This window comes from Streptomyces sp. KM273126, from assembly GCF_004337435.2.
Taxonomy (GTDB): domain Bacteria; phylum Actinomycetota; class Actinomycetes; order Streptomycetales; family Streptomycetaceae; genus Streptomyces; species Streptomyces acidicola.
Genome location: NZ_SJXB02000001.1, coordinates 5,161,677 through 5,175,764, shown reverse-complemented (window position 1 = coordinate 5,175,764; position 14,088 = coordinate 5,161,677). Strand labels below are relative to the sequence as shown.

Annotated in this window: 8 protein-coding genes and 2 pseudogenes; 3 read left to right on the top strand and 7 right to left on the bottom strand. The window is 73.3% G+C overall.

Features of this window, described 5'->3' with window-relative positions; translation table 11 throughout:
• Positions 1 to 6: 6 nt before the first annotated feature.
• Positions 7 to 1,806, bottom strand: a complete 1,800-nt coding sequence (gene ggt / locus E0500_RS22090) for a gamma-glutamyltransferase (protein ID WP_131571236.1) — start codon at positions 1,804 to 1,806, stop codon at positions 7 to 9.
• A gap of 327 nt (positions 1,807 to 2,133) precedes the next feature.
• Between ggt and E0500_RS22085 the strand changes: the two genes are divergently transcribed.
• The gene (locus tag E0500_RS22085) at positions 2,134 to 2,892 is read left to right on the top strand and encodes a hypothetical protein (RefSeq protein WP_165935230.1); all 759 of its coding nucleotides are present in this window, start codon (positions 2,134 to 2,136) and stop codon (positions 2,890 to 2,892) included.
• 15 nt (positions 2,893 to 2,907) lie between these two features.
• Positions 2,908 to 3,243 (top strand): annotated as a pseudogene (locus tag E0500_RS22080) (acyl esterase); the annotation flags it as partial.
• A 371-nt stretch (positions 3,244 to 3,614) separates the two neighbouring features.
• Here E0500_RS22080 and E0500_RS22075 read toward each other — a convergent pair.
• Complete coding sequence (locus E0500_RS22075) at positions 3,615 to 4,055, bottom strand: DUF6278 family protein (RefSeq protein ID WP_131571952.1); 441 nt, start codon at positions 4,053 to 4,055, stop codon at positions 3,615 to 3,617.
• A 166-nt stretch (positions 4,056 to 4,221) separates the two neighbouring features.
• Here E0500_RS22075 and E0500_RS22070 point away from each other — a divergent pair, with 166 nt between their 5' ends.
• Positions 4,222 to 5,994 carry an SGNH/GDSL hydrolase family protein gene (locus E0500_RS22070; protein ID WP_131571951.1) on the top strand — a complete coding sequence of 591 codons (1,773 nt, stop codon included), beginning with the start codon at positions 4,222 to 4,224 and terminating at the stop codon, positions 5,992 to 5,994.
• Between the two features lie 34 nt (positions 5,995 to 6,028).
• Here the strand turns inward: E0500_RS22070 and E0500_RS22065 are convergent, their stop codons facing one another.
• The 5 genes and pseudogenes from E0500_RS22065 to E0500_RS22045 all read right to left on the bottom strand — a co-directional run bounded on the left by E0500_RS22065 (position 6,029) and on the right by E0500_RS22045 (position 14,012).
• The gene (locus tag E0500_RS22065; RefSeq protein WP_131571950.1) at positions 6,029 to 6,808 is read right to left on the bottom strand and encodes an exodeoxyribonuclease III; all 780 of its coding nucleotides are present in this window, start codon (positions 6,806 to 6,808) and stop codon (positions 6,029 to 6,031) included.
• A gap of 82 nt (positions 6,809 to 6,890) precedes the next feature.
• The gene (locus tag E0500_RS22060) at positions 6,891 to 7,526 is read right to left on the bottom strand and encodes an MBL fold metallo-hydrolase (RefSeq protein ID WP_131571949.1); all 636 of its coding nucleotides are present in this window, start codon (positions 7,524 to 7,526) and stop codon (positions 6,891 to 6,893) included.
• A gap of 42 nt (positions 7,527 to 7,568) precedes the next feature.
• The gene (gene pcaC / locus E0500_RS22055) at positions 7,569 to 8,861 is read right to left on the bottom strand and encodes a 4-carboxymuconolactone decarboxylase (protein WP_131571948.1); all 1,293 of its coding nucleotides are present in this window, start codon (positions 8,859 to 8,861) and stop codon (positions 7,569 to 7,571) included.
• Positions 8,862 to 9,067: 206 nt separating this feature from the next.
• Positions 9,068 to 10,815, bottom strand: a pseudogene (locus tag E0500_RS44005) (SWIM zinc finger family protein).
• Positions 10,816 to 11,033: 218 nt separating this feature from the next.
• Positions 11,034 to 14,012, bottom strand: a complete 2,979-nt coding sequence (locus tag E0500_RS22045) for a DEAD/DEAH box helicase (RefSeq protein ID WP_131571317.1) — start codon at positions 14,010 to 14,012, stop codon at positions 11,034 to 11,036.
• Between the last annotated feature and the right edge of the window lie 76 nt (positions 14,013 to 14,088).

Genomic DNA, 14,088 nt, shown 5'->3' with positions numbered 1-14,088 from the left:
CCGCGGCTACGGCGCCGGGCTCACCACCATCGCCGAGCCGCCGCCGCGTCGTTCCGTCTCGGCGGCGGCCAGCCACTTGCCGTTCGGCAGGCGCTGGACGCCGGTCGCGGCGCCGATCTCCGCGTTCTGCCGGAAGCCGTGGCCGATGGCTTCCAGTTCGGCCTTCCGTGGACTGGTCCACAGGCCCGGTTCGATTTCGGTGGTGGTCTGGTTGCGCTGGCTGGCGCGCGGCGCGGCGATCGCGTCGACCAGCGGCAGGCCTCGGTCGAGGAAGCCGGTCAGCGTCTGCAGGACCGTCGTGATGATGGTCGCGCCGCCCGGCGAACCGAGCGCCACCACGGGCTTGCCGTGCTTGTCCAGGACGATCGTCGGCGACATCGACGAGCGCGGCCGCTTGCCCGGACCCGGCAGGTTCGGGTCGTGGACGGCCGGGCTGGCCGGGGTGAAGGAGAAGTCCGTCAGCTCGTTGTTGAGGATGAAGCCGCGGTCCGGGACGGTGATGGCGCTGCCGCCGGTCTGCTCGATGGTGAGCGTGTACGAGACGACGTTGCCCCACTTGTCGGCCACGGTGAGGTGGGTGGTGCTGTCACCCTCGTACGTCGTCGGGGCCGCCGTACCGCTCGTGTCGCACTTCGCCGGGTTGCGCGGGTCGCCGGGCGCGACCGGGCTGGTGAGCACCGCGTCGTCCTTGATCAGGCACGCACGCGCGTCGGCGTACTTCTGCGAGACCAGCTCCTTCGTCGGTACGTCCTCGAAGGCGGGGTCGCCCACCCAGCGCCCGCGGTCGGCGAACGCGATCCGGCTGGCCTCGATGTAGCGGTGCAGGTACTGGGTGTCACTGGCCTTCGACAGGTCCGTGCCCTCAAGGATGTTGAGCGCCTCGCCGACGGTCGTGCCGCCCGACGAGGAGGGCGCCATCGCGTACACGTCGAGGCCGCGGTACGAGGTCTTCGTGGGTGCCTGGCGCTTGGTGCGGTACGCGGACAGGTCCTTCAGCGACAGGTCGCCGGGGCGGGCGGTGTAGCCGGCCTGCGGGTCCACCGGCGGCTCGTTCACGGTGTCGACGATGTCGTGGGCCAGCTTGCCGCGGTACAGGGCGCCGGCGCCCTTGCGGCCCAGTTCCTCGTACGTACGGGCCAGATCGGGGTTCTTGAAGGTGGAGCCGACGACCGGCAGCTCGCCGCCCGGCAGGAACAGCTCGGCCGTGTCCGGGAAGTACCGGAACCGGGTCTCGTTGGACGCGGTCTGCGAGCGGAAGGTCTCGTCGACGGTGAACCCGTCGCGGGCGAGCCGTTCGGCGGGCTTCAGCAGGGTGCCGAGCCGCTTGCTGCCCCAACTGTCCAGCGCCGTCTGCCAGGTGGCGGGGGTGCCGGGCGTACCGACGCTCAGACCGCTGCTGACCGCGTCGGCGAAGGGGATCGCCTTCCCGTCCTCCACGAACAGGTTCTCGTCGGCGGTCAGGGGCGCTGTCTCGCGGCCGTCGATGGTGTGCACCGTGCGGGAGGCGGCGTCGTAGTAGACGAAGTAGCCGCCTCCGCCGATGCCCGCCGAGTACGGCTCGGTGACGCCCAGGGCGGCTGCCGTGGCGACCGCCGCGTCGACGGCGTTGCCGCCGCCGCGCAGCACCTCGATGCCGGCGGCCGAGGCGTCCGGGTCGACGCTCGCCACGGCGCCGCCGTGGCCGACGGCCACGGGCTCCTTCTCGACGCCGTTCTGCCCGGCGGAGGGCGGCGCCGCTGCCCCCACCGACATCACCGCGGCCGAAACCGCCAGAACCGCCAGTCTCCGTGCGACAGGGCGAGTCATCCGCTACCTCCAGTTGACGACCGTCCGCGCAGCGTAACCCGGTTGCCATGGGCGCGTCAGGGCGCCCCCGGACAGCGTTGGGGAAGGCCCGCTGGGCCCTGTCGTCACATTCCCGTCGTCCGCCCGCAGGCCGGGCCTCGCGCCCGCCGCGATGGGGTACTTCCCGGTCGAGCGAGGCCGAGAGTGGGGGAGGCTGATGTCTGCGTAGGTGCGCCATGCCCTTGAGGCAGTGAGGGAGCTACTTGGCGCCGCGGGGCTGGGGGCACCTCGCACGCCCTCAAGGCAGTGGGGGAGGGAGTTTGACGACAGGGGCTAGCATGCGCGCCCATGAATGCCGAAGTGACCGACATCGTCCTGAACGTGATCGTGGCGGGCATCGCCGCCGCGCTGGGCTGGACCGCCCGGAGCTATCTGTGGAAGCGGAAGCTCAAACGCAAGCAGGCCTTCTTCGGTTTGCCCGACAACGCCGAGTCGCTGCTGGTGGTCAACCGCGAGGCCACTGGCGGCCCGGACCTGACGGTGACACGTCACGATGTTTCCGCGCTGCTCGAACTCTCCGCGCTCATCAACGACTGCGGCGCGCACTCGCAGATCGTCGCGCACGACGCGGCCCAGCAGGGCTTCGGGGAGCGCACGGAGTTCTGCGTGGGCCACCCGGCCCCGAACCGCCGCATGGCGGCCCATCTGGCGTCCCTGCTGCCGGGCGTCCAGGTGAACTCCGACCCCGATCCCGGCCCGGACCGGGGCGCCTTCCTGATCGGCAAGGAACAGTACCGACTGGAGGCCGGCCGCACCGAGTACGTCCTCCTCGCCCGGCTCACCGCGGACCAGGGCAACACGGCCCGCCCGGTCTTCCTGTTCTGCGGCCAGCGCGCGGTCACCACCCAGGCCGCGACCCGCTATCTGTCCCGCAACCACGAGCGACTGGCCCGCAAACACGGCAACAGCACCTTCGTCCTGCTGCTGAAGGTGGTGAACTCGCAGGCGTACGGCCCCGACGTGGTCGAGCTGGTGGCCGATGTGACGAAGGCGGCTCAGACCCCGATACCGGCGGTGGTTCCGCGCAACTCACACCGCGCCTCATAGATTTCCGGGGCCCTGGTACGGGGAACCGACACGTCGCACACGATGGCCACCGGCACCGAGGAGAGCGGCACCCTCGTCGCACACCTCTGCGACGTGGGGCCGCCCGGCCTCGGCAGGCTGGTCAGCAACGCGCCGTACACCTTCCTCGGGCACACGCCCGGCAAGCCGTCCGGCGTCGGCCGGGAGCTGTTGTCCATGGCTTACGACGTTCCGTCAGGTCACCATGCCGCCCTCGTCGTCGACACGGTCGACCCGCTCTCCGTCGAGCACAACCCGTCCGGCGCGCAGCTGACCTTCTCCTCACCGCGGCGCGGTACCTCCTATGTGTCGGTGCCGCTGCGCGAGCAGTGATCTCCGGCTGCCACCGGGCGGGCCTGGCCTTGTGAGCTGCTGCCCTCCCCCTACGGTCCCGGGTCCCGAACGGGGGTGAACGGCACATCGTAGTCGACCGACTCATGGATGAAGGCGGGGTGTTCGACCGTACCGGGGCCCTCACCGCCATCGGCCGACGGGCGTCCTGTCATGAAGTCCGCTCCCCCGCTCAGTGGCATGTCCCACCCTGCCCGCCCTCGCCTGTGTCGCCGAACCCGCAAACTATCCGGACAGGAACGGACTTGATATGCGACACGCATCGATCACGAGTTAGCCGTATTTACGGAAGGAAGGCCTGGTGACCGGGCCATGAGCGGGGACAGGCACGAGGGCGGGCGCGAGGCCCGGCGCTATCCCTCCGCCACCTCGGCATAGAGCTGCGAGAGTTGCGGCGCCCCGTGGGCCGCCCATGCGTGGCCGGTGGCGACCACGTCGATCTCCCGGCCCGTGGCCAGCCGCACCACGGGCCGGCCGCTCGGCAGAATCGTCCAGCCCGCTCCGGGGACCGTGCGCACGATGACGGTGCCGAGGTAGAGCCCCGCGTCGTTCCCCAGCCACGGCAGCATTTCCTCGTCGTCGCGCCACCGCGGCACCATCTGGTCGAGTGCCTCCAGCGCGGCGGCGGTGTCGTCGAGTTCGACCCCCGCGTCCTCCGCCTGTGAGCGCAGCAGCTCGCACTCGGCGAGGAGCTCCGCGATCCCCTCGTGATCGACGTCACCGCCGGAGAACACCGCGACGCCGCAGGCGGGACCGTGCTTCTTGCGCCAGTTGCCCAGGAAAGAGATGTTCATACCACCAGCGTCGCACTCACGCGCACCGGCGCACCACAGGCGCGCGGAGCCGTCCGTTCCCGTGGAGTTCGCCCGCAGTTCGCGCACGCCTCATTGACGGGTCTCTGACACCTCTTTAGCTTCAGGGCGCAACTGTCACCTCGGTGGTCAGGAAGAGGGGTCGCGAGTGCGTCGACGCGTGTGGGGTACGGCTGTCGTCCTCGGTCTGCTGGCGGCGGTCTCGCCGGTCGCGTCCGCCCGGGCCTCCGACACCGCCGGCGGCGGCCCGCTTCCGCTGGAGCGGCACTTCGACAACAGGGCGGTCAGCGACGACGCCAGGCCGGGCGAGGCGGACTTCGACGGTTCCGGCGCCTCGCTGTCGGCCCAGGACCTGGCGGCCGCGGGCTGGACGCCCGGCCGCTCGCTGACGGTGCAGGGCGCGCGCCTGACCTGGCCGCGCCGGGCGGCGGGCGAGCCGGACAACGTGCGCGCCGACGGGCAGTCCGTACGGGTGCGGGGGCGCGGCGACGCGCTCGCGTTCCTCGTCGCGGGCACAAACGGTACCGAGACGGGTGGCACGGGCACGGTGCGGTACGCGGACGGCACGCGTTCCGCGTACCGTCTGACCGCCTCCGACTGGCGCACCGGGCCGCTCGCCACCAAGGCGGTGGCGCTGCCGCACATCAACACGCCGGGCGGCCGGCTCGCCGAGAAGGCACGGCTGTACGTGGTGACGGTGCCGGTCACGCGCGGGCGTGAGGTCTCGTCGGTGTCGCTGCCGCGCAACCCCGCCCTGCATGTCTTCTCGCTGGCGGTGCGGCCCACGGCCCGTGACTGGACCGGGAGTTGGGCCGCCTCTTCCTCCGGCTACACGGCCGTCGGGCCGTGGACCGACCGGACGCTGCGGCTCGCGGTGCACACCTCCGCGGGCGGGCCCCGGGTCCGCATCCGGCTCGACAACACGTTCGCGGCGGCGCCGGTCCGGATCGGGAGCGCGACCGTGGCCGTGCAGGCCGAGGGGGCTGCCGCGCGGAGCGCGCCCGTACCGCTGTCGTTCCGGGGCACCGCGGGGACCGAGATCCCGGCGGGGGCACAGGCGTTCAGCGATCCGCTCGGCTTCGAGGTGCCGGCGAACGCGGGACTCCTCGTCAGCTTCCATCTGCCGGGGACGGTCACGGCGGCGCCCGTGCACCGGTTGGCCCTGCAGACCTCGTACGTCAGCGAACCGGGCGATCACGCGGGCGACGGATCGGCGGCGGCCTACACCTCGACGATCACCTCGTGGCCGCTGCTGACCGGTGTGGACGTGGGCGGCGGTCCGGGGTCCGTGGTGCTGCTCGGCGACTCGATCACCGACGGCGAGAAGTCCACGCCCGACGCCAACCGCCGCTGGTCCGACGTGCTCGCGCGGCGGCTGCTGCGGCAGGGCCCGCGGCACAACGCCGTGCCGGCTTACGGGGTTCTCAACCACGGCATCTCGGCGAACCGTGTGGTCACCGACCGCTACCCGGGCGACGGGGTCTCGACCGATACGGGCGGGGTCAGCGCCCTGCACCGCCTCGACCGCGATGTCCTCGCCCAGACCTCCGCCCGTACCGTCGTCGTCTTCCAGGGTGTCAACGACGTCCGCTGGGGCACCACGGCGGACCAGGTCATCACGGGACTGCGCGAGATCGCGGCCCGGGGGCATGAGCGGGGGCTGCGGGTGCTGGCCGCGACGATCGCGCCGTGCGAGGGCGAGGCGCGGTGCACGGAGGCCGTGGACGCGGAGCGCTCCGCGGTGAACGCGTGGATCCGGGATGCGGACGACTTCGACGGCGTGCTCGACTTCGACGCGGTGCTGCGCGACCCGGAGCGCCCCTCGCGGATGCTGCCCGTCTACGACAGCGGGGACCATCTGCACCCCGGCGACGCGGGGCTGGCGGCCCTGGCCGACTCGGTGGATCTGAAGCTGCTCTAGGGCCTCCGAGGGCTGCACGTCAGCTCTCCAGGCGCTACACGTCCAGGTCCACCACCACCGGCGCGTGGTCCGAGGCGCCCTTGCCCTTGCGCTCCTCGCGGTCCACGTACGCGTCCTTCACGGCCTTCGTGAACGGCTCGTTGGCGTACACCAGGTCGATGCGCATGCCGCGGTTCTTGGGGAAGCAGAGCTGGCGGTAGTCCCAGTACGTGAACGGGTGGTCGTACTTCAAGGGGCGCGGGACCACGTCGGAGAGGCCGGACTCCCTCAGGGAGGCCAGGGCGGCGCGCTCTGCGGGGGTGACGTGGGTGGAGCCCTCGAAGGCGGTCACGTCGTAGACGTCGTCGTCCGTCGGTGCCACGTTGTAGTCGCCCAGGACCGCGAAGGGGCGGCTGCCCGCCGCGTCGCCCGCCACGGCCGCCTTGAGGGCCTCGAACCACTGGAGCTTGTACGCGTAGTGGGGGTGGTCCACCTCGCGGCCGTTCGGCACGTAGACCGACCAGACGCGGACCGGGCCGCACGTCGCGGAGATGGCGCGGGGTTCCTCCGCGCCCTCGTAGCCGGGGTCCTTGGGCAGGCCCTTGACGACGTCGTCGAGGCCGACGCGGGAGATCACCGCCACTCCGTTCCACCGGCCGGTCGCGTGGACCGCCGCCTCGTAGCCCAACTCGCGCAGCTGGTCGAACGGGAAGCCCGCCTCGGCGATCTTCGCCTCCTGGAGGCACAGCACGTCCGTGCCGCTGCTCTCCAGCCAGGCCAGGAGCCTGGGCAGGCGGGCGGTGATCGAGTTCACGTTCCAGGTCGCGATGCGCATGTCCCACAACCTACCCGGAGGGTCCGACAACGCGGTCCGGGGCCGGTGACCAGGGGACCCCGCCTTGAGGACACCGACCGCCTCAGAGCTCCGCCGACGCTCCGGGGGCCAGCCGCAGGTGCTCCGCGCCGCCCAGGGCGCCGATCTGGTTGTCGTAGATCGGGCGGGCCAGGTCGGTGAGCAGGGCGTCGTGGATGTCGTACGCGCGCTGCGGCCCGACCTCCCTGACGTAGTCGATGACCTCTGAGATCTTGTTCCAGGGGGCCATGACCGGGAGCATCAGCGTCTCGACCGCGTGGTCGGGGACGGTGAGGGCGTCGCCGGGGTGGAAGACACGGCCGCCGTCGACGAGGTAGCCGACGTTGGTGATCCGCGGGATGTCGGGGTGGATGACGGCGTGGAGTTCGCCGTGGACCTGGATGTCGAAGCCCGCGGCGGTGAACGTGTCGCCGTGGCCGACGGTGTGCACACGGCCCGGGAACGCGGCGGAGATCTTCTCGGCGACGGACCTGAGGGTCCAGATCTCGGCGGCCGGGTCTCCCTCCAGGCCCGCCCGGAGCCGCGCCTCGTCGAAGTGGTCGGGGTGCTCGTGTGTGACCAGGATCGCGTCCGCGCCGACCGCGGCGTCCTCCTCGCTGAAACCGCCCGGGTCGATGACGAGCGTGCGTCCGTCCTTCTCCAGACGGACGCAGGCGTGCGACTTCTTCGTGAGCTTCATGGGCCCATCCTGCCCCGGCGGGCGGGCCGGACCGCCCGTGGCTCACTCCTGGGGGGTCGTCTCCTCGCGGATGACCTGCTGGGCCACCTTGAACGCGCTGTTCGCCGCCGGTACCCCGCAGTACACCGCCGCCTGGAGGAGGACCTCCTTGATCTCGACCGGGGTGAGGCCGTTGCGCAGGGCCGCGCGGGTGTGGAAGGCGAGCTCTTCGAGGTGACCGCCCGCGACGAGGGCGGTCAGGGTGACGCAGCTGCGGGAGCGCCGGTCGAGGCCGGGCCGGTTCCAGACCTCGCCCCACGCGTACCGGGTGATGAGTTCCTGGAAGTCCCCGGAGAACTCGTCCGCCGAGGCCAGCGCCCGGTCGACGTGCGCGTCGCCGAGCACCTCGCGGCGGACCTTGAGGCCCGCGTCGTACGGGTCCGGTCTTCCCTCCGCCTCCGGCTGGACCTTGGCCGGGGCGATCTCGGCGACGGGCCCGGGCTGCGACGGCACCAGGGCCGGCTTGACCGGGGCGGCCGGGATCGCGATCTGGCCGGTGGTCGAGTCGTACGCGGGCTGCCAGGCGGACGAGAAGTGCCGTACGAGCAGGTCCGTGACCGCGGCGGGCTGCTCCACGGGGACGAGGTGCGAGGCGCCGGGGACGACGGCGAGGCGGGCGTCCGGAATCCCGGCGACCAGGGTGCGGGCCTCGGCGGGCCCGGTGACCTGGTCGTCGGAGCCGACGAGGACGAGGGTGGGGACGCCGACGCGGCCGAGTTCGGCCCGCACGTCGAACGCGGCGAGCGCCTCGCAGGCCGCGATGTAGCAGCCGGGGTCGGTGGTGCGCACCATCTGCACGGCCCACTCGGTGATCGCGGGCTGCGCGGCCGCGAATCCCCCGGTGAACCAGCGCTCGGGTGACGTACGGGCGATGGGGTCGAGGCCGTTCGTCCGGACGATCACTCCACGCTGCCGGAACTCGTCGGCCGTGCCGAAGCGGGGCGAGGCCGCGATCAGCGCGAGGGAGGCGATGCGCTCGGGGTGGCGCAACGCGAGCTCCATCCCGACGGCGCCGCCGAGCGCGCAACCCGCGTAGCCGAAGCGCTGCACACCGAGTTCGTCGAGCGTGGCGAGCAGGCGGCTCGCCAGCTCGGTGACGGAACCGGCCGGGTAGGCGGGCGCGCCACCGTGCCCCGGCAGGTCGAAGCGGAAAATCCGCCATTGCTTGGACAGCTCCGGCACCTGGCGGTCCCACATGTGCCACGTCGTGCCGAGCGAGGGGCCGAGGATGAGGACCGGGGCGTCTTCCGGACCGTCCAAGCGGTACTGGAGGGCTGGCGTCTGCGTCTCACTCACCGCTCCACGCTAACGTCCCCGCGCAAGTCCTCCGTCCCGGGACCCCCACTCTCCACACGGGGACCCCGAACTTCACCAGTGGACCCTCACACCTCCTTCACCTGGTGTACGGGCTTCGCGTACGCGGCGGGGGCCACGGGAAGTACGTTCACGGGAGTGACCGGCCGCCGGCGAGTGGACCGTGGGCCAGGGCGCGATCGCGGCCCTCACACGTCGCCGGCCGCTCCCAGGCCCGTCAGGGCGCCCACCGGGTCCAGGTCGGGGGTGCCTCTGGGCCACCAGTCCTCGCGGCCCGGTTCCGACTCGTACGCGTACCAGAGGCCGTCCCGGCCCAGGCGGAGCTGGATGTGGCCGTGCGGGTGGGTGAGGTGGTTACGCCGAGGGCGGAAGGCGGGCAGGTCGGCGGCGAGGAGAAGCGGTCGGGCGCGGTCGAAGCGGCCCGCGGGCGGGTCCCAGGGCTCTTCGAGGACGGCGAGCCCCTCCGGCCCGCCCTGCCGCCAGGCGGCGACCGCTCGGGCCAGGTCGGCCGGGGTGCGGCCGGTGGCGGTGGCCAGTGAGGAGTAGAGGGCGCGGGTGCCGGCGGTGAGGCCGGAGCCGGGGCGTGCGGCGGCGAGCCGTACCGCGTCCTGCCAGAGCGTGAGTTCGGCGACCGGGTCGCGGCCGGTGGTGAGCAGCGCGTGAGCGCGGGCGGCCGCGTCGGTGGCCAGCTGGTCCAGTGCGAACGGGTCCGGGCCGCCCGGTGCGCCCGGGTAGACCGGGGGCTGCTCCGGGTGCGGGGGTGGGGGCAGCGGCGCGGGGAGCGGTGGCAGGGTCCGGGGGCGAGGGCTTCGGTGGCGCGGACGCCGGGCAGGGGCTCGGGGTCCTGGTCCTGGGCGGCGCGGGCCGCGCGGGCGGCGCTCAGCCGGGACAGCGCGTCGAGCAGCTCGCGCTCTCCCCGGCCGCGCAGGAGGAGCAGGACGAAGGGGTCCTCGTCCAGCAGCCGTGCCGTCTGGTAGCAGAGCGCGGCCGCGTGCTTGCAGGGGTGGCCGGAGTCGGGGCAGCTGCAGTGCGGTTCGAGGTCGCCGGGGCCGGGCAGCAGCCGTACACCGCACTCGGCGAGCGACTGGGGCATCTCCTTGTCGAGCAACGCGGCGATGTGCCCCGGCCGTTCGGCCGCCGCGTCCAGGAAGCGGTCCCAGTCGGCGTCGGAGAGCGTCCGCAGCCGCGCCTGCGTGCGATACGGCCGGGGTCGGCTCCCCCGGACGTAACCGAGCACGAGCCCGGGGGTGACGGTGATCGCGTCCACATGCCCCTGCTGGGCGTAAGCCCGCCCCCGCGCGAGCCGTGCCGCGTCCAGGGCGCCCTCCTCCAGCGCGGTCACCCAGGCGTTGCCCCACCAGGTCCCGGCGAACCGGCCGGTGTCGCCGGGCGCCGGGGAACGCGGCGGGAAGGCGGCGAAGGTGCGGCGCAGTTCGCTGTCCCGGGCGGGGGCGGCCATGGAGCGGGGGACGTGAGGTGCGGTGGGGGGTGTGGCGTGGGGTGCGGAGGTGTGGGAAGCGGGTACGTCGTGCGGCCGTGGTGCGTCGTGATGCCGTGGTGCATCGTGCCGCTGGGGGGTTTGGAGCGTTGCCTCACCCGGCTCGTGTGCGGCGGGCGGCTCGAAGGAGCCCGCGAGCAGTTCCCGCAGCTCCCGGACGGGGCCGCCTCGTTCCTGGCTTCCCGGGCTTCGCCTCGCTCGGGAACGGGGCGACGCGGGACCGGTGGTGCGACGCGTCGGCCTGGCCTCCTCGTCCTTGGCTTCCGAGCGCACCTGCCGGGCCGCACGCAGGGCCTCGCGGGCGATGTCGCCGGGGCGCGGGGAGGGGGTGGCGGACCGCTCGACGGTGTGCCCTTCCGCCCGTGGCTCTTCGGGGCCCTCCGTGTCCCGCTGCACCGGCTCCCCCCGTACGGCCCGCCGTAGCGCCTCCCTCGCCACGTCACCCGGCCGTGCCTCCTGGGCCGCCGGCTCGTCGGGCGCCGCGCGGCCGCCACCGTGCGGGGAGGGTGAAACTTCCTGCTCGGTAGACGACTGGGCTTCGCGTTCATCGCGTTCCCGGACATCGCATTCCCGGGCGTCCCGTTCCCGGGCGTCCCGTTCCCGCGCGGCGCGCAGCGCCCGGCGAGCGGCGTCGGCAGGGCGCTCGACGTCCCCGTTCATGACGTCCTCCGCAGTGACACCAGGTCGGACAACTCGCGGTCCGTCAGCTCGGTCAGGGCCGACTCGCCGGAGCCGAGGACGGCCTCGGCGAGGGCTCGTTTGGACTCCAGCATCTCGGCGATGCGGTCCTCGACGGTGCCCTCGGTGATGAGGCGGTGGACCTGGACGGGCTGTGTCTGGCCGATGCGGTAGGCGCGGTCGGTGGCCTGCTCCTCGACGGCCGGGTTCCACCAGCGGTCGAAGTGGATCACATGGCCCGCGCGGGTGAGGTTCAGGCCCGTGCCCGCCGCCTTGAGGGAGAGGACCAGGACCGGGGTGGCTCCGCTCTGGAAGCGGTCCACCATCCGCTCGCGGTCCTTGACCGGGGTGCCGCCGTGCAGGAGCTCCACGGGGATCGCGCGCGTGGAGAGGTGTGCGGTGATCAGCCGGGCCATGCCCACGTATTGGGTGAAGACCAGGGCCGAGCCGTCCTCCGAGAGGAGGGTGTCCAGGAGCTCGTCCAGCAGGGCGAGTTTGCCGGAGCGGGCCTGGAGACGGTCGGTCCCCGGTTGCTGCCCCTGGGGCTCCTCCTTCAGGTAGAGCGCGGGATGGTCGCAGATCTGCTTGAGCGCGCCCAGGAGCTTGAGCACCAGGCCCCGGCGTGCGATGCCCTCCGTCGTCTCGATCACCAGCATCGACTCGCGCACCACCGCCTCGTACAGCGCGGCCTGTTCGCGGGTCAGCGGCACCGGGTGGTCCGTCTCCGTCTTCGGCGGGAGTTCCGGGACGATGCCGGGGTCCGACTTCTTGCGGCGGAGGAGGAAGGGGCGGACCAGGCGGGCGAGGCGCTCGACCGCCGCCCCGTCCATGCCGTTCTCGCCGTTCTCCGCAGCGCGCGCGTGGCGGGCGCGGAAGGACTTGAGGGGACCCAGCAGGCCCGGTGTCGTCCAGTCGAGCAGGGCCCAGAGCTCCGAGAGGTTGTTCTCGACCGGTGTGCCCGTGAGGGCCACGCGCGCGGGCGTGGGGATCGTCCGCAGCGCCTTCGCGGTCGCCGAGTACGGGTTCTTGACGTGCTGTGCCTCGTCGGCGACGACCATCCCCCAGGACTGGTCGGCCAGCCTGGGTGCCGCCGACCGCATCGTGCCGTAGGTGGTGAGGACGAAGCCGCCGTCCAGGTCGCCCAGGGTGCGGTCCGGGCCGTGGTAGCGGCGGACCGGGACGCCGGGTGCGAAACGGGTGATCTCCCGCTGCCAGTTGCCCAGCAGGGACGCCGGGCAGACGACGAGGGTCGGCTCGCGGCGGGCGCGGCGCAGATGCAGCGCGATGACGGTGATCGTCTTGCCGAGGCCCATGTCGTCGGCGAGGCAGCCGCCGAGGCCGAGGGTGGTCATGAGGTCGAGCCAGGCCAGGCCCCGGAGCTGGTAGTCGCGCAGGCGGGCGGCCAGTCCGGGCGGGGGCTCGACGGTCTCCACTCCGGTCGTGAGCCGGTCCCGCAGCACGGCCAGTGTGCCCACCGGCACCGCCTCCACCGTCTCCCCGTCGACCTCCGCGCTGCCGGTGAGCGCCATGGAGAGCGCGCCGACCGGGTCCAGCAGGCCGAGCTCGCGCTGACGGGCCTTGCGGACGAGGGCCGGGTCGACGAGCACCCACTGGTCCCGCAGCCGGACGACCGGTCGGTGGGCCTCGGCCAGGGCGTCCATCTCGGCCTCGGTGAGCGGATCGCCGCCCAGTGCCAACTGCCAGCGGAACTGCAGCAGTTCCTCGCTCTCGAAGAAACCCGTGCCGTCCGTGGCCGAGCCGGGGGCGGGCCGGACCACGGCCGCCGCGCTCAGGTCCTGCGCCAGGTCCCGGGGCCAGTGCACTGCGACGCCGGCCGCGCCGAGCCGGGTGGCCGCGACGCCCAGCAGGTCGTACAGCTCCTCCTCGGAGAGGGCGAGGACGTCCGGCACGTCCTGCTCGGAGAGCCTCTCCAGGGGCGGCCAGACACGGGCCGCCCGGCGGACGGCGAGGGCGGCGTCCACACGTGCGCGTGGACCGAGGGCGTCGGCGGCGTTTCCAGCGTCTCCCGCCCACAGCGCGGCCGCGTCGGCGACGAGGGTGGGGTCGGCGAGGCTGTGCACCTGTACGACGGCCGCACCGGCCCGCCGTGCGCCCTCACCGTCGTCGAAGAGGTCGTGCGCCGACAGGTCGAGCCGCAGCGAGATCCGTACGCCCGCGTCCATGCCCGCGGCGACCTCCGCCGCCCAGTCCCGCGCACCGGGCAGGCGCTGCGGACCGGTGGCCGCGAACGGCTTCCCCGAGGTGTACGGCGCGGCCGGGGTCCGGGGCAGCGTGTCGGCCACCGCGTCCAGGAAGGACCGCATCAGCGCCTCCGGCTCCGGCAGGCGCAGTGGTCCCTTCCCGGGGAGGGGGACGGCGTGGCCTTCGTACGGGAGGGCCGCCGCCACCGCTCTCAGATGCGCGATGTCGTCCGGGTCGAGCGGTCCCGCCCGCCACGCGTCGTGCCCCTGGGCGGTCAGTCCCGGCAGCAGCCGCCCGCGCGCGACGAGCCGCAGGGCGTGCAGCGCGGCGGCACCCCAGCAGGCCGTGGCGGGATGCGCGGCGGGGTCACGGCGGGCCCGGGCGAGCAGTGGCAGAGCCTCGCCGAGCGGCAGGCTCACCGCGGGCACGGTGGCCCTGCGGACTCCGGCGCCGTGCCGCCGTACGACGGTGAGCTCGGCGTCATGGGCGAACTGTCCGGGACCGCTGGACCGCCCGCCACCGCCACCGGCACCGGCACCGGCACCGGCACCGGCACCGGCACCACTCTCCGGACGCCCGGCGAAGGGAGACCCGGCACCGCCCTCCGGGTCCCAGAAGGCCACCCTGCCCTGGCGCGGCAGCGGCGCGGGCAGGAACACCGCCGCGAGCCGTACGGAGACGGCGCGCGCGTCGTCGGCTCCGGGCGCGGCCGCCCTCGCGGCCCCCTCGGCCGTCGCCACAGCCCCGTCCCGCATACGTCCGGTCACCTCCCGCCCCTCAGTCGGATCAGACGTCTCCGACTCTACGGGCGGGGTCTGACAAACGGCTCCG

What these genes read in the sequence shown, in the direction of transcription:
- E0500_RS22045 (WP_131571317.1), bottom strand. Translation starts at nt 14,012, where the DNA reads ATGCGGGACGGGGCTGTGGCGACGGCCGAGGGGGCCGCGAGGGCGGCC.
- E0500_RS22060 (WP_131571949.1), bottom strand. Translation starts at nt 7,526, where the DNA reads ATGAAGCTCACGAAGAAGTCGCACGCCTGCGTCCGTCTGGAGAAGGAC.
- ggt (WP_131571236.1), bottom strand. Translation starts at nt 1,806, where the DNA reads ATGACTCGCCCTGTCGCACGGAGACTGGCGGTTCTGGCGGTTTCGGCC.
- E0500_RS22065 (WP_131571950.1), bottom strand. Translation starts at nt 6,808, where the DNA reads ATGCGCATCGCGACCTGGAACGTGAACTCGATCACCGCCCGCCTGCCC.
- E0500_RS22085 (WP_165935230.1), top strand. Translation starts at nt 2,134, where the DNA reads ATGAATGCCGAAGTGACCGACATCGTCCTGAACGTGATCGTGGCGGGC.
- E0500_RS22075 (WP_131571952.1), bottom strand. Translation starts at nt 4,055, where the DNA reads ATGAACATCTCTTTCCTGGGCAACTGGCGCAAGAAGCACGGTCCCGCC.